This is a genomic window from Janthinobacterium sp. SUN120 (assembly GCF_030397735.1).
GTDB classification, from domain to species: domain Bacteria; phylum Pseudomonadota; class Gammaproteobacteria; order Burkholderiales; family Burkholderiaceae_D; genus Janthinobacterium; species Janthinobacterium kumbetense.
In genome coordinates this window covers 1,618,484-1,639,208 of record NZ_JAPUBW010000001.1, presented here as the reverse complement: position 1 = coordinate 1,639,208, position 20,725 = coordinate 1,618,484, and the positions used below count along the sequence as shown (strand labels likewise).

Here is a 20,725-nt window from a genome sequence, read left to right as displayed (position 1 = left end):
TATCGCCAGCGGCGGAAAAGCGCCGCCCGTTTCCAGCTTCCCATGAAACTCTCCAGCCATAACATCGAACTGTTCCTGGCCGTCGTCGACGGCGGCTCGTTCTCGGCCGCCGCGCGCGCCTTGCGGCGGGCGCCGTCGGCTGTCAGCATGGCGATGGCCAACATCGAGGCGGAACTGGGCATCACCCTGTTCGACCGGGGCGCGCGCGAAGCCGTGCCCACGCCGGCCGCGCTGGCCCTGCTTCCCCACGCGCGCCTGATCGCCGAGCAGTTGAAGCAGTTGCACTTGCACGTGCAGGAATTGTCGCAGGGGCTGGAAAGCCGCATTTCGCTGGGCATCGCGGCCGAGCTTGACCATACGCCCTTCCTGGCCGCCGTGCGCGCGTTGTCGCAGCGCCATCCGCTGCTCGACATCGAAGTGCTGACGGCGCCGCAGGACGATGTGCTCGACATGCTGCACCGGGGCCGCATCAGCGCCTGCATGGCTTTCGCAGGCGGGCGCATCAATCACGAGGAACAGTTCCAGCTGGTGGGCAGCGATGCCTTGCTGGCGATTATTTCCACCCAGCATCCGCCCAGCGCGGCGGGTCAGCCCTTGTATATCGAGGAATTGGTGAATTTGCGCCAGATCATCGTCGCCAGCCGCGAACTCGACCTGGCCGATGCGCGCCCCGTGGTGGGGCTGTCCTATTGGCGCACGGACAGCTTGCCGATGGCGCTGGCCATGGTGGAAGCGGGCTTGGGATGGGGCAACTTTGCCGCCTCGGCCATCCAGCATTCTCTGGCGGCGGGGCGGGTGCGTTGCGTGGCGTTCAAGAATACGGGCAATGGCCTGGTCGTGCCCATCCACCTGGTGTGGATGAAGGACCGGCCGCTGGGCATGGCGGCGCGGTCCTTTCTTCAGTTGCTCAGCGAAGCAGCCTGAACGTCAGTGGCTTCTTCCTTCGGCTGCTGCGCCGACAGGGGTACGCCGAACAGGCCATCGAAGAAGTAATTGAAAATGAAGCTGTAGCACGGGATGATCAGCATCAGCGCGAAGTCCAGCACGAACGCTTGCCACAGGCTGATATCGAGCCACCAGGCGATCAGCGGGATCAGGTAGATGACCAGGGTGATCTGGAAGCCGATCGCGTGCAGGATGCGGCGCCAGACGGTGCGCGTGCGCGACACCTGGCGGATTTCCCAGTATTCGAAGGCCGTGTTGTAGAGCAGGTTCCAGATCACGGCGATGGTGGTGATCATGATCGCCAGGGGCCCCGTGCTGGTGGGCGACTCGCCCGAGAGCAGGGTCAGCCAGGCCGTGGAAATGGCCATGCCGATGATTTCAAAGGCGGTGACGTAGACGATTTTGCGTTTGATGCCTTGCATGTAAAGCCTGTAAAGAAGAGATGGTGCGTATTTTAAGTCAGGTGTGCTGATGTTTGAAGTCGATAGCTGTCAGTTTTTCTGATGAATTCGCTGTGGGAATACCGTGCATGGCGCGAACGGTGGATAATGGCGGCTGGCAGGCAACCGGTCCCGCCGCATCACCGCAGAAAAGGTCAACGAGCATGCAAGGCGCAGCAGACAGCAACATCCCCGATACCCCCGCCGATACCCCCGCCGGCGCGGACGAACGTCCCCGTTTCCGCCCCCGTCCGTGGGAGCACCTGGAAACGCCGTACGACGTGGAAGTGTGGATCGAAGAACATAACCGCAGCATGCAGGACAATATCCGCGCCACGGAAACGGGCGTGGGCATCTGCTTTACCCTGGCCGAAGGGGGCGATATCTATATGCAGACGAGCGCCGACGGCGCCGTCGTGCTCGACGTGACGCCGGACGCGGCCTGGGTCTCTCCCCTGATCAGCGCGGCCACGGGCTGCGAGACGCCGGATGGGGCGCTGTGGATCTTGCCTGACGATAAGTTGATCCAGCTGATCGTGGGGCTATCGAGCCTGGTGGCCAGCACCTTGCTGGTGGTGGGCCATGATTTCGGCTTGCGCCGGCGCGGCATGGGCCGCTGAGCCGTTCGCGCGCCGCCGGGGCCGGGCGGCCATGCTCCATGCCTCTTGTCCCGCTCCCGTTTGCGCTGTATCATGCGGGCGTTGCAAAATATGCCATGCCCGCGCCTGGCATGCCTTCCGCCTACATTCGATGAAAAGCCTGTAATGCATAAAGACAAGCTGGACCTCCGCGACATCAGTCTGGTGTGCGTGGAAACGCGTTATCCCGAACTGGCCAGCTTTGCCATCGAGCGCTGCCTGGCCGGCGCCGATTTCAAGGAATGCCTGCTGTTCACTTCCCGCCTGCATGACTTGCCCCCGCATATACGCCAGGTGCTGATCGCCCCCATCGAGAGCGTGGAAGCGTATTCGGCATTCATGGTGCATGAGCTGGGCGCCCATTTCAGCGGCACGCATGCGCTCGTCATGCAGTGGGACAGTTTCATCGTTGATGCGCGTCAATGGCAGAGTGCTTTCCTCGACTGCGATTATATCGGCGCACCGTGGTCGCATCGCCCGGTGGCCGTCGGCAATGGCGGCTTCTCGCTGCGTTCGCGGCGCCTGTATGACATCTTGCCGCAGCTGGCCATCACGCAACCCCATCCTGAGGATTATGCGATCTGCGAATTGCATGGCGACCGGCTGCGCGAGGAGTTTGGCGTGCGTTTCGCCGATGCGGGCCTGGCCTCCAGCTTTGCCTTCGAAGGCATCATGCCGGCCGGCCCCACGTTCGGTTTCCATGGTTTTTTCAACTTTGGCGAAGTGCTGGACGACACGGAACTGACCGATTACCTGCGCAAGTGCGACGATGCCATAATGCATGCGCCAACCGCGCGCGGGCTGATCAAGCAGCTGTACCGCTCCGGCCGCTACCGGATGGCGGCCCGGATATTGCGCCGGCGCATCAACGGCGGCGCGGCGCTATTCGGCGATGCCTGCCTGCTTGCCTTGCGTACAGGCATGCACGCGCTCACGCACGCCCGCTCGCGCCCAGCGTCGCCGCGCGCCTAGCCGTCCTGGCGGCTGCCGGGCCGGCTGCCGCCATGCATCGCTCGACACTGAGCCTTGCGCATGCTAGTCTCGGGACAGCATCCGCCTGATCGCCTGGGCGGTGGTGCAAAGGATAGCCATGGACAATACACCGCATGCGGTCTCAGCTCCTGATTCCTCCCTGCATGGCCAGGACCCCGTGCCGTGGCCGGCCACTCCCTTGCTTGACGATGGCGTCTTCAGCCCTGAACGGGTGAAGGCCGAGCGCGAGCAAGCCTATTTCAACGATTTATACCTGCTGGCGCCCGTCGCCTATTTCGTGCTCGGTCTCGATGGCGTGATCGTGCAAGTCAACCTGGTGGCGGCCGAATTGTTCGGCCTGGTGCGCGAGCGCCTTGGCCACGTGCTGTTCCGTTCGTATGTGCACGAGGCGTTCCGCCACGATTTCGAGCAATTCGTGCAGCGCGTACTCAATAGCAGCGAGCCCGAACGCATCCAGCTGCAGGTGCGGCGGCGTCCCGGCGCGCGCGAGGCCGGCTTGCCCGTCAGCCTGCTGGGCAGCGCCGATCCGAACGGCCAGGCGCTGCGCCTGGTGCTGGAGCAGGCCGAAGGCAAGCTGGCCGCGCTGGAACGCAGCGAAGAGCGTTTCCGGCGCATCGTGCACAGCGCCGAGGAGGGCATCTGGGAAATCGATGCGCAGGCGCTGACCAGCTTTGTCAATCCGAAGATGGCGCAGATGCTCGGTTGCCAGATCGAGGATATGCTGGGCCAGCCGCTGGCCGCCTTCATGGATGACGAGGGGCGCGCCATCCTGGAGCGTAACATTGCGCGGCGTCAGGATGGCATCGTCGAGCGCCACGAATTCAAGTTCCTGCGGCGTGACGGCAGCACCTTGTGGGCCACCCTGGCCACCAATCCCATCTTCGACTCCGGTGGCGCCTACCTGGGCGCGCTGGCGCTGGTCAGCGATATCACGCTGCAGCGCACGGCGTCCGAGCGCCTCTGGCGGCAAGCCAATTTCGACCCCTTGACGGGCTTGCCGAACCGCCACCTGTTGCTCGACCGCTTGCAGCACGAGGTGCGCCACGCCAGCCGCGAAGGCGGTTGCCTGGCCTTGCTGTTCATCGACCTCGACTATTTCAAGCTGGTGAATGACCGCCTCGGTCAGGAGAAGGGCGACATGCTGCTGCGCCAGGCGGCGCTGCGCATCAGCGAGCACGTGCGCGCCAGCGATACGGTCGCGCGCCTGGGCGGCGACGAGTTCGCCGTCATCCTGGCCGGCGTGCGGCAGCTGGGCGGCATCGAGCGCGTGCTGCAGGAATTGACGACGGCGCTGGCCCTGCCTTTCGTGCTCGACGGCGACACGGCGCACGTGTCGGCCAGCGTGGGCGTGGCGCTGTATCCGGCCGACGCGGAGGCAACGGACAGCTTGCTGCGGCATGCCGACCAGGCCATGTATGCGGCCAAGAGCGCGGGGCGCAACGGCTACAGCTACTTCACGCCGGCCTTGCAGCAGGCGGCCGACCTGCGCCGCGCGACGGTGCGCGAGATGCGCCTGGCGCTGGCGCAGGACCAGTTCGAAGTGCATTACCAGCCCATCATCCGCCTGTGCGATGGCAGCATCGAGCGGGCAGAGGCGCTGCTGCGCTGGCGCCATCCGCTGCGCGGCTTGCTGCTGCCCGCCGATTTCATCGCCTTCGCCGAGGCCAACGGCCTGATCATCGATATCGGCGAGTGGGTCTTCCGCCAGGTCGTAAGCCAGGCGCGGCAGTGGCAAACGGCGCATGGCGCCGTGTTTCAGATATGTATCAACAAGTCGGCCGTGGAATTTCGCTGCGATGCCGCGCTCTACCAGGACTGGGGCAATGCGCTGGCGCGGGCGGGCCTGGCGCCGGGCGCCATTGTCATCGAGGCACCGGAAGCCGTGCTGCTCGACGAGACGCGCCCGGTGGCCGACCGTCTGCGCCAGTTCCGCGCCATGGGCCTGGCGCTGGCGCTCGACGACTTTGGCGCCGGTAACACTTCGCTGGCTTGCCTGAAGCGGGGCGATCTCGAGGTACTCAAGCTCGACCCTTCGCTGGTACGGGAACTGGGGGCGGGAGGCGCGGCGCCGGCCGTCTGCGCGGCCATCATCAGCCTGGCGCAGGGGCTGGGCCTGAAAGTGGTGGCGGAAGGCGTGGAAACGGCCGCGCAGCGTGACTTGCTGCGGGCCGCCGGTTGCGATTATGCGCAGGGTTATGTATTTTCAGGCGCGGTGCCTGTGGAGCAGCTCAGTGCAATGCTGGCCGCGGGCCGGCATTTTTAATCCAGGCCCAGCAGTGCAACGACGCGTTCGCGGCTGATGCCGACCAGCGCGGAGCTGATCGCCAGCAGCGATTCATAGCCGGGCTGGCGGGCCTTTTCCATGAAGTTTTCCGCCAAGGTATCCATGCTGACATGCACTTGCACCGGTTGCGCGCGGGCCACCCGTCCCGTGGCTTGCGCCAGGGCCAGGCTGACGGAGCTGCGCGCCGCCTGCAATTGGGCCAGCGCCTGCACCACTTGCTGCAAGGTGGCGCGCAGGGCTTCCGTGTCGCCGGTATTCCATTCTTCCGGGGCGATGGCGGCCGGTTCCGCATCCGTGCGCACGCGGCTCATCTGGCCGGTCGGGTAGCGGATGCCGCTGCCGCGCACGGACAGGCTGTCGCGCACGTTGGCCCAGGCCGCTTCCGAGGTGCTGAACACCAGTTCGCCATTCTGGCCCAGCTTGACGCCGATGCCGGACGGCATCAGTGCGCGGTCGAAGCGGGAAACGATTTCGCTCTGGCTCAAGCCAGGTTCGATGTTGACCGAGCGCAAGGCCTGGTTCGCGCCGCCGACGGAAAAGGCCAGCACTTCCTGCGGGCCTTCCTGCAGGCTGGCCATGGTCAGGCCGCGGATGCTGAAGTTCTGTTGCGCCGCCTGCGGGCTGGTATAGCTGAGCTGTGCGTCGAGCGTGCCGCCCGAGGCGCTGGCGCGCTGGCGCCAGGTATTGCTGAACTGGCGTACCCTGGCCTCGACTTGTCCTTCGCGGCCCTGGCGCGCGGCCAGCTTGGCCGCCAGTTCGCTCTTCAGCGCTTGCAACTGGCTGCTGCTGCGGTCCAGGTAGTCGAGGGTTTGTTGCGCGTTAGAAATTTCTCCCTGCAGCTGGTGATCCCAGTTGCTCAGGCCACGCTGCAGGCTCGCCGTCGAACTCCTCGCCGCCGGCGCGTCGCTGCGTGCGCTGGCGCCGCTTTTGACCGCGGCGGACGCGTCATCGACGACGCGGGCTGTGCCGGCGCCTTTGGCATTGACGCCGGACGAGGAGGAAGTCTGAACGATTTGCATGATGGTCAGAGAAGATCAAACAGAGAAAGGGTGCCAACCTTGGCGTACGCCTTGTATGTTGCCTGCAGGGCCGTCTGGTAGCCGTTCAGCTCGATGGCGGCCGCGCCCATGTCGGTCTTCTTCAAGTCGGACAAGGCCATGTCATTCGACAACGAGACGTTGGCCAGGTTGCCGGAGAGCGTGGTCAGGATGTTTTGCGCGCCGCCAAAGATGGCGATCTTGCCAGAGAGTAAATCCATGCCGTCATCGGTGCCATCGAGCGCCGCGCCCACCACGCTGCGTACGGCCGGGTCGTTCGGGCTGACGCCAGGCTTGCCCAGCGTATCGATGGCCTGGTCGATCTTGTTCAGCCACACTTCCAGCTTGTCCACGTCGACGTTGGCCGCCTGCGTCACGCCATTGCCCACCACCACGGTCTGCGTGGCGGTGTTGCCGTTATACGTGTAGCGCGAACCGGGGGCTGCAGCGGGATTGAACGCGATGGCCGGCTTGTCGGTATCCGTGCCGGAAAACATGTAGCGGCCTTCCTGGTCCTTCAGGTTGGCCGTGTACAGCACGCTGTCGCGCATGGCGATCAGCGATTGCGTCATCGCATTCAGGTCGTCCGGCGCATTGCCGCCGTCGGCGGCCCACACCAGCAGGTCGCGCGCCTGGCCCATGTCGGTGACCATGCTGGTCAGATAGTTTTCGTTTTTCAGCAGGCGCACTTTCACCGTGGCGATATTGTCCTGGTATTGCGTGACCATGGCTTGCTCGCGCGTCAGGCGCGAAATGCGCACGTTGCCGATCGGATCGTCCGATGGCAGCTGGATGCGCAAGCCCGAAGCCATCTGCTGGGTCAGGTAATTGATGCGCTCTTGATTTTGCTGAAGAGAAATATTAATCAGTGATTGGTACTGGCTGCTGGCGACACGCATGATCTTCTCCTTAACCCATCATTTGCAAAGTGGCATCAAACAAGGTATTCGCCACGGAAATGACTTTCATGTTTGCCTGGTACATATTCTGGAATTCGACGAGGTTCATCGCTTCCTCGTCCTTGTTCACGCCGCTGGTCGACTTCCAGTCGTCGATGGCTTGCGCGCGCACCGTGTTGGAAGTCTTCAGCAGGGCCTGGTTCTGCTGGCTGTAGATGGCCAGCTTGCCGACGAGCTGCGTGTCCGCATCGCTCATCAGGACCGAACCCACCCAGCTGACGCTGATCGGTTGATTCTTGATATTGATCAATTCCTGCAAATTGCCGCTGTCGCCGGCCGCACCTGTCAACGACAGGGCCAGGTCCTTGGCGTTGAAGCCGGGGGTAATGCTCAGCTTGCCATTCGCGTAGGCCAGCAGGGGACCGCCGGATGTGCCAGCCATGGTCTTGCCCAGGGCCAGTTGCGCGTTGACCTTGCTGGTCAGCTGCGTGGCCATGTCTTGCAGCGATTGCTGCAGCGGTTTCAGGGTATTTTTCTCGAATTCGCCCAGGCCACCCATCTGGCCGCCGATGGCGACCAGATCGAGGTTGTACGACGACTTGGCGAAATCGAGGCTCAGGACCTGGTCGCCCGTGTTCGTCATGCTGCTGGTCAAGGTGCCGGCCAGGCTGCCGATGACCAGCGGCTGGCCCGACTTCAGCGCGATATTGCGCGAGCCGTCCGGCTGGTCGAGGACGTCGATGCCCATTTGCGAGGCCAGGCCGTCGATCAGCTGGTCGCGCGCATCCATCAACGAGGACACGTTCGTGCCCGAGGCCGTGGCGGTGCTGATGCGCTGGTTCAGCGCGGCGATATTGGCCAGGGTGGTATTGGCTTGCGGCACGATCGCTGCGCGTTGCTGTTGCAACGACAGCAACTGGTTACCCATCACGGTGCTGATGCTGTTGAAGCGCTGCGCCATGGAGTCGGCGGAGGTTATGATCTGCTGGCGCAGCGGCGTCGACGTCGGGTCGACGGCCGAGGCGTTGAGGGCGGCGAAAAAGCCGTCGATGCCGTTGCTGATGCTGGAAGCATCGTCGCCCATCACGCGCTCGAGCTGGGTCAGGTAAGGCTGGGTCTGCGAACGGGCGCCCTGGTCGGACGCGGCGCGCCACATTTGCTGGCTTTTATATGCATCGGCAAAGCGCAGCAAGGCGGACACTTCCACGCCATTGCCGGCCGAGCGTACGCCGGCGGTGGCGCCCAGCGATGACAGCAACACACCCTGGCGCGTGTAGCCCGCCGTTTGAAGGTTGGCGATGTTCTGGCTGGCCGCATTGAGTGCGGCCTGGGCGGCGATGCTGCCTGACAATGCATTGCTGATGATGCTCATTTGGCAAGTTTCTTTCGTGAAGAGTGTGGCGCGTGCGGGTGGGCAAGCATTGAATCGTTGTTACCTTGTACAGGCGACGCTTCAGACGGATTTATTAAGCGGTGCCGCAATATTGTCGGTATTGACAGTGCTTTTGGCGGCCACGGGGGCGCCGGCCGCCGGCAGCAGCTGGCGCAGGATGGCGTCGGCGATGCCGAAGGCGCGCTGGCCGGCCATCTTGTCGGCCACCAGGTTGTCGGCCATTTCCAGCATGTCGCTGTTGATGGGGTCCTTGAAGACGCTGTCTTCGCCCGCCATCTCGCGCGTGCCCGAACGCATCTGGCGCAGCATGTGCGAGATGAAGAACGCTTCGAACTTGACGGCCGCCTCGGTGGCCTTGGCCGCATAGCGCGGGTCGGCCGGCGTGGCGGCGGCAGGGGAGCGGTCGTCGAGCGCCGAGGGCAGGGCGCTGCTGCTGTCGTTGATATTGATCATATGACCACCAGTTCGCCTTCGATGGCGCCAGCCTGGTCGAGGGCTTGTAAAATTGCCATGATGTCATCGGGCGAAGCGCCCAGGCTGTTGACCACGTCGATGATCGATTGCAGCTTGGCGCCGGCCGGCCATTTGAACATATTGCCGTTGCCCTGGTCGACGGACACCTTCGATTGCGGCGTGACGGTGGTCTGGCCGCGGCCGAACGGCGCCGGCTGGCTGACGGCCGAGCTTTCGGAAATGACGACCTTGAGCGAGCCGTGCGTGACGGCGGCCGCCTTCACGCGCAAGCCTTCGGCGATGACGACGGTGCCCGTGCGCGAATTGAAGACCACTTTCGGCGTATCGACGCCGACGTCGACGCTCAAGGCTTCCAGCTTGGCCATGAAGGCCACGCGCTGGGTCGGGTTTTCCGGCGCCAGCACTTCCACGCTGGTGGCGTCGCGCGTGGTGGCGACGGCGCCAAAGCGGCGGTTGACGGCTTCGACGATATTGATGGCCGTCTCGAAATGCGGGTGGCGCAAGTTCAGGGTGACGGTCGGCTTGGTCGAGAAATCGCTGAGAATCTCGCGCTCGATGTTGGCGCCATTGGGAATGCGGCCCGAGGTGGGCGTATTGACGGTGACGGACGAGCCGCTCTTGCCGGTGGCGTTCAGGCCGCCGACGACGACGTTGCCTTGCGCCAGCGCATACGTTTCATTGTCGGCCGCGCGCAATTGCGTCAGCAGCAGGGTGCCGCCGCGCAAGCTTTTCGCATCGCCCAGGGACGACACGGTGACGTCGATGGCCTGGCCACGGCGGTATCCTGGTGGAAACACGGCGCTGACCATGACGGTGGCGACGTTCTTGCTTTTCGCTTCGGCGCCGTCCGGCATCTTCACGCCGAACTGCTTGAGCATGTTGACCACGGACTGGCTGGAAAACTTCACCTGGGTGGTGTCGCCGCTGCCGTTCAGGCCCACGACGAGGCCGTAGCCGACCAGCGGGTTGTCGCGCACGCCCTCGATACTGACCAGGTTGCGCAGCACTTGCGCGGCGCTGGCGGGCAGGGCAAAGCCGGAGAGCGCGGCCAGCATGGCTGCCAGGGGCAGGGCGGAACGAAATTTCATGAGGTCACCTTAAAACGGCATCCATGGGCCGACGAAGAAGCGCGTCAGCCAGCCTGGTGTATTGGCTTCGGCCAGGGTGCCCTGGCCGGAATAGGCGATCTGTGCATTGGCAATGCGCAAGGACGAGACCTGGTTGCTGGAATCGATGTCGGCCGCGCGCAGGTAGCCGCGCAGGCGTACGAATTCCTCGCCCTGGTTCAGGGTCAGGGTTTTTTCGCCCTGTACGCGCAGCAAGCCGTTCGGCAGGACTTCCTGCACGATCACGGTGATGGCGCCGGACAGCGCATTTTGCTGCGTGCTGGTCGAGTCGCCGGCGAAGTTGCGGTCGGCCGACAGGTCGACGCCCGTCTTGGGCAGGGTCTTGCCGAGGATATTGGCTGCCTTCACGCCGACGGACGAGCCCTTGTTGAACGAGGTGCCCGCCTTCTTGCTGGCCTGCGTGGTTTCCTGCAGCGCCACAGTGACGACGTCGCCGACGCGGAAGGCGCGGCTGTCCGAGATCAGGTCCAGGCTTGCGTCGGGATTGAACACGCCGCCGGCCACGCCGCCGCGCGCAGCGCTGCGCGGCGCCACGGGCAGCGGCGTGTCGGAAAAGCTCGGTGCCACCGGCGCGGCCGGCTGGCTGGCGCAACCGGCCATCAATACCAGCAGCATGGCTGCCGTGGCTTTCATGGCGACCGTCATCAGCGTGCCGCTTGCGCCAGGTATTGCAGCATATTGTCGGCGGCCGACAGCACCTTGGTGTTCATTTCATAGGTGCGCTGGGCAGCGATCATGTCGACCATCTCCTCGACCACCTGCACGTTCGAGCCTTCCAGCGCGAACTGCTTCAGCTTGCCCAGGGCGCCTTCGCCGGGACGGCCTTCCGTCGGCGTGCCGCTCGATGCCGTTTCCTGGAACAGGTTTTCACCGAGTGCCAGCAGGCCCGTCGGGTTGACGAAGCTGGAAAGGTTCAGCTGGCCCAGCTGGGTGCCGTTGACATTGCCCGGCACGGTGGCCGTGACCATGCCGTTTTCGCCGATGGTGATGGCCGTGGCGTTGTTCGGCACGGTGATCTGCGGCACCAGGGGCAAGCCCTGGGCGTTGACCATCACGCCGTTTTCATTGATGCCCAGCTGGCCGGCGCGCGTGTAGGCCGCTTCGCCGTTCGGGCGCAGCACCTGCAGGAAGCCGTTGCCGGTGATGGCGACGTCGAATTCGCGGCTCGTCGTTTGCAGGCTGCCGGTGGTAAACACCTTTTGCGTGCCGACCATGTGCGTGCCGTTACCCAGCTGTACGCCCGAAGGCGAGAGGGTGTTGTCGGCGCGCTGCGTGCCCGGCTGCTGTTCGACCTGGTAAAACAGGTCTTCGAAGACGACGCGGTCGCGCTTGAAACCGACGGTGTTGACGTTGGCCAGGTTATTCGCGATGGCTTGCAGTTTGGCATCTTGTGCCTGCACGCCGGTCTTGCTGATCCACATTGCTGGATTCATGTGTTGCTCCTAGTAATAGATTGGCGTGGGGCTCAAGCGCCCAGCAGGCGGTTGCCCGATTCCGTCATGGAATCGCTGGCCTTGAATACTTTCATCTGCATCTCGAAACTGCGGTTCAGGCTCATGGTGGCGACCATTTCCTCGACGGCCGAGACGTTGCTGCCTTCCAGGTGGCGGTCGCGGATGCGTACCGCCGGATCGGCCTGCAAGTCTTCGCCGCTGCGCGCCACGATCAGGCCCGCCTCGTTCTTGGTCAGCTCGCCCGCTTCGGCGTTGACCAGCTTGAGCTTGTCGACCGTCTGCATTTGCGCGGTGCCCGGCACCTGGATGGAAATCGTGCCATCGCTGCCGATCGACAGGCTGGTGTGCTCGGGAATCGTGATCGGGCCGCCTTCGCCCAGCACGGGCCGGCCATTGATGGTCAGCGCACCCGTTTCATCGAGGTCCATGGCGCCGGCGCGCGTGTAGGCTTCGCCGTTTTGCCACTGCACCGCAAGAAAGCCGGGGCCCGTGACGGCCACGTCGAGTTCGCGTCCCGTTTCCTTGATGGCGCCCGTGCGCGTGCCGACGGCGCTCGACTGCGTCTGCGTCATGTGGCGGTCGTCGTAGCCATAGCCGTTTTGCAACGGCTGGGCAGTGGACACTTCCAGGTTGGCGCGAAAGCCGCCCGTCTCGATGTTGGCCAGGTTGTTGGCGTGTACCTGCTGTGCCCGCAGGGCACGGTCGGCCCCGCTCATGGCGGTATAAATCAGCGCATCCATTGCTCTTTACCTTTGCGTATCGTGGATTACAGCGCTTGCATCAGCGATTGCAGCATGGCGTTCTCGGTCGAGATGACCTTCGAGTTCGCCTGGTAGTTACGCTGCGACGTCATCAGGCCCACCAGTTCGGAGGTGATGTCGACGTTCGACTGTTCCAGCGAGCTCGTCGTCAGTTTGCCGGCCATGCCGACGCCCGGACGGTCATACATGGCGGTGCCGGACGTGGTCGAGGCGACCCAGCTGGTATCGTTGACAGCCGTCAATGCGCCTTCGTCGGGGAAGGTGGCCAGGGCGATCACGCCGATGCTTTGCTTCTGGCCGTTCGTGTATTTCGCCACGACGGAGCCGTCATCGGCCAGTTCCACGCCCGTGTAGGTGCCCGAGGCATAGCCGTCGGCACGGTCGGTCGAGGTGGTCGCTTCGCCGGCGAACTGGGTGGTGCCCGTGTAGTCGATGGCGATCGACAGCGGCGCGGCGCCTGCCGGCGTGCCCAGCGCCAGGTTGACCGGCGCGGTCAGGTTCAGCTTGCCGGAGGTATTGAAGGTCATGCTCGTCACCGGCCCCAGATCGGCGTTGTCGAGGGTGTAGTGCACGTCCACGCCCGTTGCCGTCTTGACGAAGTACTGGCCCACCGAGTGCTTGGCGCCCAGCGAATCGTAGACGATCGAGGACTTGGCGCTGTTGTAGCTCAATTCATTGGTCTTGTCGAAAGCCGGGGTCTTGATGGTCCATTCGGACGACATGTTGGCGGCATACGCCAGCTTGGTCGACGCCACGGCGGGAATCTGGCCCGTCGGAATGTTCATGTCGCCCATGGTGCCCAGGGTGGTGCTGCCCTTGACGGCGGCATAACCCTGCACCAGGCGGCCGTTCGAATCGATCAGCTTGCCCTCATTGCTGGCCGAAAAGATGCCGACGCGGCTGTAGGTCATGGTGTTTTGCGCATCGCGCGCAACGAAGTAGCCGCGGCCATCGATGGCTGCGTCGAGCGCGCGGCCCGTGTTCAGCACGCCGCCATTGAGCGACATGCTTTGCGTGATCGAACCCACTTCCGTGCCCGTGGCGCGCGAACCGGCGTACATGGCCGAAAAGTTGGCGCGGCTGCTCTTGAAACCGTAGGTGCCGGCATTGGCGATATTGTTACTGGTGCTGTTCAACTGTTGGTTGATGGACTGGATACCGGACAGGGCGATGTCGAAACTCATGTTGACTTCCTTTAGTGAAGGACGAGATTAGTGTGCAGGAAACGAAGGGGCGAGCGGATCAGGCCGTCTTGCCGTTAAAGCCGGTGATCGCGCCAGGGTTGACTTCGCCCAGGTTCGATACGCTCAAAATCATGCTGCCGCTGGACGACAGGCGCACGCTGTTGAGCTTGCCTGCAATGTCGACCGTTGGTTTTTCGGCGCCGCTGGTGCTGACCGTCATGCTGTAGGTGCCGGCAGGCAAGCCCAAGGCCACGGGATCGATGGTGAACGGCACCGTGCCGGGCGCCTTGGCGCCCAGTTCGATCTTGTATTCCTTGTCGTCCAGCCCTTTCAGGGTCACGGTGGTCTTGGTGGTGCTGGCGGCCAGCGCGATGGTGCCGCTGACCTTGCTCTTGTCGAGCTGGACTGTTTCGGTGTTGACCATGACTTCCGAGCCCACTTGCGCGCCCAGGGCCAGCACTTGCATCGATTGCAACACGCTGGCATTGGCGCTGGTCAGCGCCGACAGGTTTTGCATCGCTTCCGTCTGCGCCTGCTGCGTCAATTGATTGACGAACTGGCTCGGATCGGTCGGCGCGAGGGGATCCTGGTTCTTGATCTGCGCGACCAGCAACTTGGTGAACATATCCTGGGTGGCATTGCTTTGCGACTTGACGGCATTGCTGTTGCTATTGCTGCCGCTGGTGTTATTTGTAAAGAGGTTGGTTTCCATGGATTATGCTTCACCTAATTTGAGGAGCGATTGCTGCATCGACTTGATGCGGCCCAGAACTTCGACATTTGTTTCAAACGCGCGCGAGGCCGACATCATGTCGGTCATCTCGGCAACCTGATTGACGTTGGGATAGAACACCATGCCATCGGCATTGGCCATCGGGTGGCCCGGTTCATAGACCTTGCGCAGCGGCTCATCGCTTTGCACCACGTCGAGTACCTGTACTCTTCCACCGGCGCCGCTGGCGCCCGGGCCGTCCATCACGGCCGCAAACACGGGCTTGCGCGCGCGGTAGGTTTCGCCTTCGGAACCGGCAACGGAATCGGCATTGGCCAGGTTGCTGGCGATGGTATTGAGGCGCACGGTTTGCGCCGCCATCGCCGAACCGGCGATCTTGGAAATGTCCTGGAAGCTCATGCTGATCCTTATTGTCCGGAAATGGCCTTGGACAGACCCTTCAGTTTCATGTTGACGAAAGTGAGGCTGGTCTGGAAGTCGGTGGCATTCTGCGAGAACGCCGCCTGCTCGACGCCGATTTCGACGGTGTTGCCGTCGCGGCTAGGGTGGTAGGGGACGCGGTACAGGGCGCTGGCATCGTCATCGGTCGACAGCAGGCCCGCCTCATTGTCCTGCAACTGCTGTAGGGCGCTGCCGAAATCCATGTCCATGGCCTGGAAGCCGGGCGTGTTTTCATTGGCGATGTTGGCGGCCAGTACGCGTGTACGGTCGGCACGCAGCGCGAGTGCATCGGCGTGCACGCCCAGCGCATCCTTGAAATTAATCCCCATGGTCATCCTTTGTGTTGAATTCGATCGTGCTTTTTGCGGTTCGGGCCAGAAAATAGGTGGTGCAGAGGTAAAATCCCAGCCTGGTCATGTTGACGCATGGTAAGGTCATGCCGCTTCAGTATCTTTGATTAAGGTTAGCAATGATTTACTTTGAGAACTATTCCGTGATGTGGAACAAGGCGCAATGTCGTCACATACTGCTTCCGGGCCTCTTTTTACTGACCAGCCTATATAGTAGTGCAGGATGCGCAGAATTGCCAGCCGACAATATATTTTCGCGTGTGGAACAATTGGCGCGCGAGCAATTGGTGCAGCAAGCAACCTCGGCGGGACTGCTGGAACCGCAGTTTCAAGTGGCCGTGGTAAAAAGCACGCGCCCCGTGCCGGCGTGCGCGGCGCCCGTCGCGCTGGAAACGGCGGACAGCCGTTCGGCGCAGCGCATGCGCTTCGTGGCAGTGTGTCCTGGAAGCAACGGTTGGCGCTATGAAATGCTGGCGCGCGGCAGCATCACGGCCCAGGTCGCGGTGACGAGCGCCCCCGTGACGGCAAATACGCCGTTGCAGGCGGGCGACGTGACCCTGGCGCGGCGCGACGTGACGATGGTGCCGGACAGTATTTCCTCCTTGCCCGGCGCCGTTGGCCTGTCGAGCCGGCGCAGCTTGCGTGCCGGCGAAGTGCTGCGGCAAGGGCAACTGGCGTCGCCCGTGTTGATCAAGCGGGGCAGTGCGGTGAATATCGTGGCCCGCAAGGAGCAGGTGGAGGTGAGCATGTCCGGCGAAGCGCTGGATCCGGGCGCGCTGGGCGAGGTGATTCGCGTGCGCAACGCCACCAGCGGCACGGTAATACGTGCCAGGGTGGTCGATGCGGGCGTGGTGGAACCGGCCGAACTTCCCGGCCGTTAAGGAAACTACTCGGCGGCGGCCGTGCGCTGCAAACGCGTCGCCAACTGGGTCAGCTTGGCGGCATAGTTGGGGTCGGTGGCATAGCCGCCGCGCGCCAGGCCTTGCGCGAAAGCGCCCGCGTCGCTACCCGTGTTCAGGGCAGTGCGGTAGCGGGGATTGTCGAGCAATACTTGCGCATAGTCGCGGAAGGCGCTGGCCTGGTCCGGATAACTGCGGAAACGTTCCGTTTTCTTCAGGGCCGCGCCGCTGCCCGCCTCGTATTCGGTGGTGACATTGCTGGCCACGTCGCCTTGCCATTTGCCGCCGGCCTTGATGCCGAATAGATTATTCGTGTCCGCGCCCGTGCCCTGGCGCAGCGGACGCTGGCCCCAGCCCGATTCCAGCGCCGCGTGGGCGGCGACGATTTCCGGCGCCACGCCCAGGCGCGCGCCCGTTTCCTGCGTCCATGGCTTGATCGAGGCGAGGAATTGCTGCTGCGTTTCGCCGATCTCGCCACCCTGGTTGATGCTGCCCAGCACATTGACGGGCTGGCTCTGTTCCAGGTAGGCGCGGCCTTGCGGGTTCAGGCTGGTGGCGTTGCCGCCGCCCTGTTCGATGAAGCGGGCCACTTCGCCCTGTACTTGCCGGAACACGCTGCTGAAACCGCCGGCGCCTGCCGTGGCAGGGGTTGCGTGCATATTGCTTTGCACGGCATTCGTCGCCATCGTCGACGGCGTGGCGGCCATGGCGCGCATCTGTGAAAAATCAGCCTGGCGCATACGTATCTTCCTCGCCATGCAGCACGCGCTGCATGATGCTGTACTGCTCTGTTAATAAATCGCTGTTGCGGGCATTCAGGCGCTTGCATTCGAGCACCATCTGCTCGAGCGCAGCCCAGTCGCGCTCGGCGGTGGTGCGCGCGTCATCTTGCAATAACGCAAACAATTGCGGCATATCGCCTTGCGGGCCCAGCAGGGCAGTGACGAGGCTGACCCGCTGGCGGCGGCGCGCATCGAGGGGCTCGACGGCGGCGATGACCTGGTCCGCCAGTGCCGTCAATTGCGCGCTCTGATGGTGCAAGGTCGCCTGGAATTGCTCTTCCAACACGGTTTGCAGGGCGGCATAGCCGATGCTGTCGTCTTTCATGCCTTGCAGCACGCGGCGCATGGCTTCCTGGCGCGTGATGCCCTTGCGCGGCGCGGTCACGATTCGCCGCCGTGGAAACGCTGGATCAAGCCTGCCAGTTTCGACGGATCGAACGGCAATTCGCCCTTGGCCAGCGCATCGCGCAGCATGGCCACGCGCTCATGGTCGATTTCGGGCATGGCGCGCAGGGCGGCCATGGCCGGTTGCAGCACGGCCGATTGCAGTTCCGCCCCGGCCGACGAGCCGCCCATGGCGCCGGCGGCGCCCGCGTTCTCGGCGATCGCCTCGGCCGGCGCGACGGCGCTGCTGCGTACGGCAGCACCGGTATTGCCGGAGGAGATTTTCATACGTTGTCCCTTGCCCTTAATTTGCATGCTCATCCCGCTCCTTCTTTGCGGGCAAGCCCAGTTTCTCGCGCAGGCGCTGCAAGGTGCCCGCATCCGGTTCACCCACTTGCAATTCTTCGCCCTGCGGCTTTTGTCCGGCCATGCCGAACATGGCGGCGATGCTGTCAGCCTGGCCACGCGTCAATATTAACAGTTCGATGCGGCGGTTGATGCCGGCGCTGGCGTTTTTTACGTCCAGCGGCGCGCGGTCGGCCATGCCGACCACTTGCAGCACGCTGTCCGGACTCATGCTGCCGATCAACAATTGCGCGCGCGCCGACATGGCGCGGTTGGCCGACAGGGTCCAGTTCGAAAAGCCTTCATAGCCGGTATTGGCGTATTGCATCGAATCGGTGTGGCCGACGATCAGCATCTGGTTATCCATTTGCGCAAACACGGGGCCCATCTGGCGCAGCAGCTTGCGGAAACGGTCGGTCGGCACGGCGCTGCCGCGCACGAACATGCCTTGCTTGTCCGTGTCGTGCAGCATGACGCGCAAGCCGTACGGCGTGATCACGGATTGCAAATTACTCTTCAATCCCGCTTCATCGCTGAGCTTATCGAGCGCGCGCGACAGGCTCAGCAAGTCTTCCGGCGACTGGTAGCTGACCTTGGTCTGGTTTTGCGGCGCGGCGCCAGCCTTGCCGTCCTGCATCTGCTTGCCTTCCGTGCGCGTGTCGCCCGTGCCCTTGCGGGGCATGGGGAAGCGCTCGATCAGGCTGCCGCGCGGACCGCCTTTCTGTTCCGGCATCACGCCCTGGCCTTCGCCCTGGCGGCTGCCTGCCGACGCATCCATCATGATTTCCTTCATCGCCTGCTGCTCGCGCGCGGCCATCAGCCACAGCACGAGGAACAGCGACAGCAGGGCCAGGCAAAAGTCGGCGAACGCTACTTTCCAGGCGCCGCCATGGCCATCGTCGTCGTGCTTGCGGCCGGCACGCTTGATGATGGCCTGTTCATGTTTCTCATGCGGCTTTAGCACGGCGGCCTCCCCGGCCTTGGCCTTGCTCTTGTTCGGCGCCGCCATCTTCCAGCGCATTGATCCAGCTTTCCAGCTGGGCGAAGCTAGGCTTGATGTTCAGCTGCACCAGGCGGCGGCCCGCATCGATGGCCAGCAGGGGCGGTTTGCCCGCCACGTGCGTGACCAGCACGACCTTCACGCATTCCATGGTCGAGCCTTCCTCGCCCACCAGCTGTTTCATCATGTTGCACATCGGATCGAGCACACCGTAGCAGAAGAAGATGCCGATGAAGGTACCGACCATGGCGGCGCCCACTTTTTCCGAGATTTCCGCCGCATCGGCGCCGTCGGCCACGGAATTCATGGCCATCACGATGCCCAGAACGGCGGCCAGGATACCGAAACCGGGCATGGCTTCGGCGATCTTGTGCAAGGATTTCGACGGTTGCAGCAATTCGTCGTGGATGGCTTCCAGTTCCTGCTCCAGCACGCCTTCCAGCTCATGCGCGTTGATCTTGCCCATCGCCATCAAACGGAAGTTGTCGACGATGAAGGCGAGCAGCTTCGGCTCTTCCAGCACCAGCGGATAGCGCTGGAACAGGGCGCTTTCGCGCGGCGCCTCGACGTGGGCGTCGAGCGCCTTCAGGCCGCCGGCGGCCGTTTGCAGCAGTTCATACATCAGCAGCAGCAACTGGCGCTGGAATTCCGAGCCTTGCTTCTTGTGCGTGACGATCTTGCGCATCTGGTGCAGCATTTCACCGAGTACATGCTTGGGGTTGCCCAGCACCAGGGCGCCGACGGCGGCGCCGATGATGATGATCAACTCGACCGGTTGCCAGATCGCGTGGACGGTGCCGCCCATCAGGGCGAAGCCTCCGAATACACACCCCATCACGATTAAGATACCGATAATTACCATGTCAACTGCCTTTCTGCGTCATTGTGCTGCGTCAATTTGATGGATAGTGCTGAAACTTATGCGTCTTGCAGCATGGTTTTCATCTTGCCCAGCGCCGTCTTGTTCAACTGGCAGACGCGGGCGTCGCTCAGGTCTAGCACGGCGGCAATTTCTTTATAGCTCAGTTCGAATTCGTAATACATCTGGATCACGCGCTGTTCCCGTTCGTCCAGCGTGCGCAGCGCCTGTTCCAGGCTGCGCCGCACCATCAATTGCTCTTCCGGGCTCGGTGCGCTGTCGGCTTGTCCCAGGCTTTCCTGCAGCACTTCATCAAAACTGGCGATCAGCTCGGCGTTTTCCGCCAGCTGGTACTCCTGGAAGGCTTCCGGCGTCAGCTTCAGGGCCGCCATGATTTCCGCTTCCAGCGGCTCGCGTCCCAGGCGCCGGGTGAGGGCGCGCACGCTGTCGCGCAGGCGGTGGCTTTCCTGGCGCACGGCGCGCGGACGCCAGTCCTGGCGCCGCAATTCATCGAGGATGGCGCCGCGGATGCGCAGGCTGGCATAGCTGCCGAACGACTGGTCCGGCACGCCGTAGCGGCGCAAGGCTTCGAGCAAGCCCATCAGGCCGATCTGTTCCATGTCGTCGCGGTCGATGGCGCCCGACACCTGCGAATTGAGCTGGCGCACGATGCGTTTCACCAAAGGGGAGTACGCCACCAGATGTTGTTGTTCTTCGGCAACACTGAGCACTGCCGCGCAAGCGCTGGCGGCGGCATATTCGCCGGCGCCATACGCTTCCTGGTATTGCTCTACATAGGCCAAGGGATCTCCCACTAGGTCGGCTGGCGTGTTGGCTTATTCAATGATCAGCTTGCCGACCATGACTTCGGTGAACGGTTTTTCCATCTGTTCGCGTTCATAGCTGACATTGAAGGCCTTGTTGATCTGTTCGGCAAATTGCTCCACCGTCATCGTCTGTGCCTTGTCCATCGGGAAACTCGACAGGGTGCTGACGGCGATCGAACGCATCAGCGGCAAGTGGTCCTTGGTCAGCTTTTCCTTTTCCTCGGTGGTGGCGATCACCAGGTCGGCCGACAGGTAATGCGTTTCGCCTTCGCCGGGGCCGCGCCGCAGCATCACGATGACCTTGTCCAGCGTGAGGAACTTGCGCGCCTTCTTGCCCGTGGCCGGCGGCGGGGTCTTGGCTTCGGCCACCTCGGCATGGCCGGCAACCGGCTTGGCCAGGTACCACATGGCGCCGCCAGCGGCGCCGGCGGCCAGCACGGCCACGGCGACAAAGCCGCCTATCAGTTTCATTTTCA

General features: G+C 63.4%; 25 protein-coding genes. 5 read left to right on the top strand and 20 right to left on the bottom strand.

Translation table 11 applies throughout. The features are described from left to right. Nucleotides 1-42 precede the first annotated feature (42 nt). A complete protein-coding gene (locus O0879_RS07165) occupies nucleotides 43-924 on the top strand; it encodes a LysR family transcriptional regulator (protein ID WP_099664400.1) in 882 nt (293 codons plus the stop codon). On the opposite strand, the gene O0879_RS07160 is transcribed toward O0879_RS07165, so the two are convergent. Then, on the bottom strand, nucleotides 900-1,367 hold the full coding sequence (locus tag O0879_RS07160; RefSeq protein ID WP_099664399.1) for a PACE efflux transporter: 468 nt from the start codon (nucleotides 1,365-1,367) through the stop codon (nucleotides 900-902). The genes O0879_RS07165 and O0879_RS07160 overlap by 25 nt on opposite strands. 182 nt (nucleotides 1,368-1,549) lie before the next feature. Between O0879_RS07160 and O0879_RS07155 the strand changes: the two genes are divergently transcribed. The 3 genes from O0879_RS07155 (at nucleotide 1,550) to O0879_RS07145 (ending at nucleotide 5,279) form a co-directional block, all read left to right on the top strand. Next, nucleotides 1,550-2,005, top strand: coding sequence for a hypothetical protein (locus O0879_RS07155; RefSeq protein WP_289915618.1), 456 nt, complete (start codon nucleotides 1,550-1,552; stop codon nucleotides 2,003-2,005). A gap of 144 nt (nucleotides 2,006-2,149) precedes the next feature. After that, nucleotides 2,150-2,995 carry a DUF5672 family protein gene (locus tag O0879_RS07150; RefSeq protein ID WP_251349177.1) on the top strand — a complete coding sequence of 282 codons (846 nt, stop codon included), beginning with the start codon at nucleotides 2,150-2,152 and terminating at the stop codon, nucleotides 2,993-2,995. Nucleotides 2,996-3,113: 118 nt separating this feature from the next. Next, nucleotides 3,114-5,279: an EAL domain-containing protein gene (locus tag O0879_RS07145; protein WP_289915617.1), complete on the top strand. Its 2,166-nt coding sequence runs from the start codon at nucleotides 3,114-3,116 to the stop codon at nucleotides 5,277-5,279. Here the strand turns inward: O0879_RS07145 and O0879_RS07140 are convergent. The 12 genes from O0879_RS07140 to flgB form a co-directional block, all read right to left on the bottom strand. Continuing rightward, a complete protein-coding gene (locus tag O0879_RS07140) occupies nucleotides 5,276-6,319 on the bottom strand; it encodes a hypothetical protein (RefSeq protein WP_289915616.1) in 1,044 nt (347 codons plus the stop codon). The two genes, O0879_RS07145 and O0879_RS07140, sit on opposite strands and share 4 nt — an antisense overlap. A gap of 5 nt (nucleotides 6,320-6,324) precedes the next feature. Beyond that, the gene (gene flgL, locus O0879_RS07135) at nucleotides 6,325-7,236 is read right to left on the bottom strand and encodes a flagellar hook-associated protein FlgL (protein WP_099664395.1); all 912 of its coding nucleotides are present in this window, start codon (nucleotides 7,234-7,236) and stop codon (nucleotides 6,325-6,327) included. 10 nt (nucleotides 7,237-7,246) lie between these two features. Beyond that, nucleotides 7,247-8,608 (bottom strand): flagellar hook-associated protein FlgK, encoded by a 1,362-nt coding sequence (gene flgK, locus O0879_RS07130; RefSeq protein WP_099664394.1) that lies wholly within the window; start codon nucleotides 8,606-8,608, stop codon nucleotides 7,247-7,249. 81 nt (nucleotides 8,609-8,689) lie between these two features. After that, the gene (locus O0879_RS07125) at nucleotides 8,690-9,079 is read right to left on the bottom strand and encodes a rod-binding protein (protein WP_251349231.1); all 390 of its coding nucleotides are present in this window, start codon (nucleotides 9,077-9,079) and stop codon (nucleotides 8,690-8,692) included. Beyond that, entirely contained in the window at nucleotides 9,079-10,191 is a 1,113-nt protein-coding gene (locus O0879_RS07120; RefSeq protein WP_070219890.1) for a flagellar basal body P-ring protein FlgI, read from the bottom strand. The genes O0879_RS07125 and O0879_RS07120 overlap by 1 nt, the downstream gene beginning before the upstream one ends. 9 nt (nucleotides 10,192-10,200) lie before the next feature. After that, nucleotides 10,201-10,863: a flagellar basal body L-ring protein FlgH gene (gene flgH, locus O0879_RS07115; protein ID WP_180278556.1), complete on the bottom strand. Its 663-nt coding sequence runs from the start codon at nucleotides 10,861-10,863 to the stop codon at nucleotides 10,201-10,203. An 11-nt stretch (nucleotides 10,864-10,874) separates the two neighbouring features. Then, nucleotides 10,875-11,663 (bottom strand): flagellar basal-body rod protein FlgG, encoded by a 789-nt coding sequence (gene flgG / locus O0879_RS07110; protein ID WP_171985002.1) that lies wholly within the window; start codon nucleotides 11,661-11,663, stop codon nucleotides 10,875-10,877. 32 nt (nucleotides 11,664-11,695) lie between these two features. Then, nucleotides 11,696-12,424, bottom strand: a complete 729-nt coding sequence (locus O0879_RS07105) for a flagellar basal body rod protein FlgF (RefSeq protein WP_099664392.1) — start codon at nucleotides 12,422-12,424, stop codon at nucleotides 11,696-11,698. 26 nt (nucleotides 12,425-12,450) lie between these two features. After that, nucleotides 12,451-13,629, bottom strand: a complete 1,179-nt coding sequence (locus O0879_RS07100; protein WP_289915614.1) for a flagellar hook-basal body complex protein — start codon at nucleotides 13,627-13,629, stop codon at nucleotides 12,451-12,453. A gap of 58 nt (nucleotides 13,630-13,687) precedes the next feature. Continuing rightward, nucleotides 13,688-14,341 (bottom strand): flagellar hook capping FlgD N-terminal domain-containing protein, encoded by a 654-nt coding sequence (locus tag O0879_RS07095; RefSeq protein WP_099664390.1) that lies wholly within the window; start codon nucleotides 14,339-14,341, stop codon nucleotides 13,688-13,690. A gap of 3 nt (nucleotides 14,342-14,344) precedes the next feature. After that, nucleotides 14,345-14,761, bottom strand: coding sequence for a flagellar basal body rod protein FlgC (gene flgC, locus O0879_RS07090; RefSeq protein ID WP_034757795.1), 417 nt, complete (start codon nucleotides 14,759-14,761; stop codon nucleotides 14,345-14,347). Nucleotides 14,762-14,769: 8 nt separating this feature from the next. Continuing rightward, on the bottom strand, nucleotides 14,770-15,132 hold the full coding sequence (flgB, locus tag O0879_RS07085) for a flagellar basal body rod protein FlgB (RefSeq protein WP_034758109.1): 363 nt from the start codon (nucleotides 15,130-15,132) through the stop codon (nucleotides 14,770-14,772). A 254-nt stretch (nucleotides 15,133-15,386) separates the two neighbouring features. Between flgB and flgA the strand changes: the two genes are divergently transcribed. Next, a complete protein-coding gene (gene flgA / locus O0879_RS07080; protein ID WP_289915612.1) occupies nucleotides 15,387-16,034 on the top strand; it encodes a flagellar basal body P-ring formation chaperone FlgA in 648 nt (215 codons plus the stop codon). A gap of 5 nt (nucleotides 16,035-16,039) precedes the next feature. Here the strand turns inward: flgA and O0879_RS07075 are convergent, their stop codons facing one another. Genes O0879_RS07075 through O0879_RS07045 form a run of 7 tightly spaced genes read right to left on the bottom strand, consistent with a single transcriptional unit; the run spans nucleotide 16,040 to nucleotide 20,720 of the window. After that, nucleotides 16,040-16,792 (bottom strand): glucosaminidase domain-containing protein, encoded by a 753-nt coding sequence (locus O0879_RS07075; protein WP_289915610.1) that lies wholly within the window; start codon nucleotides 16,790-16,792, stop codon nucleotides 16,040-16,042. Further along, complete coding sequence (gene flgN / locus O0879_RS07070; protein WP_099664388.1) at nucleotides 16,779-17,219, bottom strand: flagellar export chaperone FlgN; 441 nt, start codon at nucleotides 17,217-17,219, stop codon at nucleotides 16,779-16,781. The genes O0879_RS07075 and flgN overlap by 14 nt, the downstream gene beginning before the upstream one ends. Continuing rightward, entirely contained in the window at nucleotides 17,216-17,506 is a 291-nt protein-coding gene (flgM, locus tag O0879_RS07065; protein WP_034757812.1) for a flagellar biosynthesis anti-sigma factor FlgM, read from the bottom strand. The genes flgN and flgM overlap by 4 nt, the downstream gene beginning before the upstream one ends. A gap of 16 nt (nucleotides 17,507-17,522) precedes the next feature. Further along, nucleotides 17,523-18,584 (bottom strand): flagellar motor protein MotB, encoded by a 1,062-nt coding sequence (locus tag O0879_RS07060; RefSeq protein WP_289915609.1) that lies wholly within the window; start codon nucleotides 18,582-18,584, stop codon nucleotides 17,523-17,525. Beyond that, complete coding sequence (motA, locus tag O0879_RS07055) at nucleotides 18,511-19,425, bottom strand: flagellar motor stator protein MotA (RefSeq protein WP_034757817.1); 915 nt, start codon at nucleotides 19,423-19,425, stop codon at nucleotides 18,511-18,513. The genes O0879_RS07060 and motA overlap by 74 nt, the downstream gene beginning before the upstream one ends. Nucleotides 19,426-19,481: 56 nt before the next feature. Then, the gene (locus O0879_RS07050) at nucleotides 19,482-20,225 is read right to left on the bottom strand and encodes a FliA/WhiG family RNA polymerase sigma factor (protein ID WP_077403148.1); all 744 of its coding nucleotides are present in this window, start codon (nucleotides 20,223-20,225) and stop codon (nucleotides 19,482-19,484) included. A gap of 33 nt (nucleotides 20,226-20,258) precedes the next feature. Beyond that, nucleotides 20,259-20,720 (bottom strand): flagellar basal body-associated FliL family protein, encoded by a 462-nt coding sequence (locus O0879_RS07045; protein ID WP_306558280.1) that lies wholly within the window; start codon nucleotides 20,718-20,720, stop codon nucleotides 20,259-20,261. Nucleotides 20,721-20,725 lie beyond the last annotated feature (5 nt).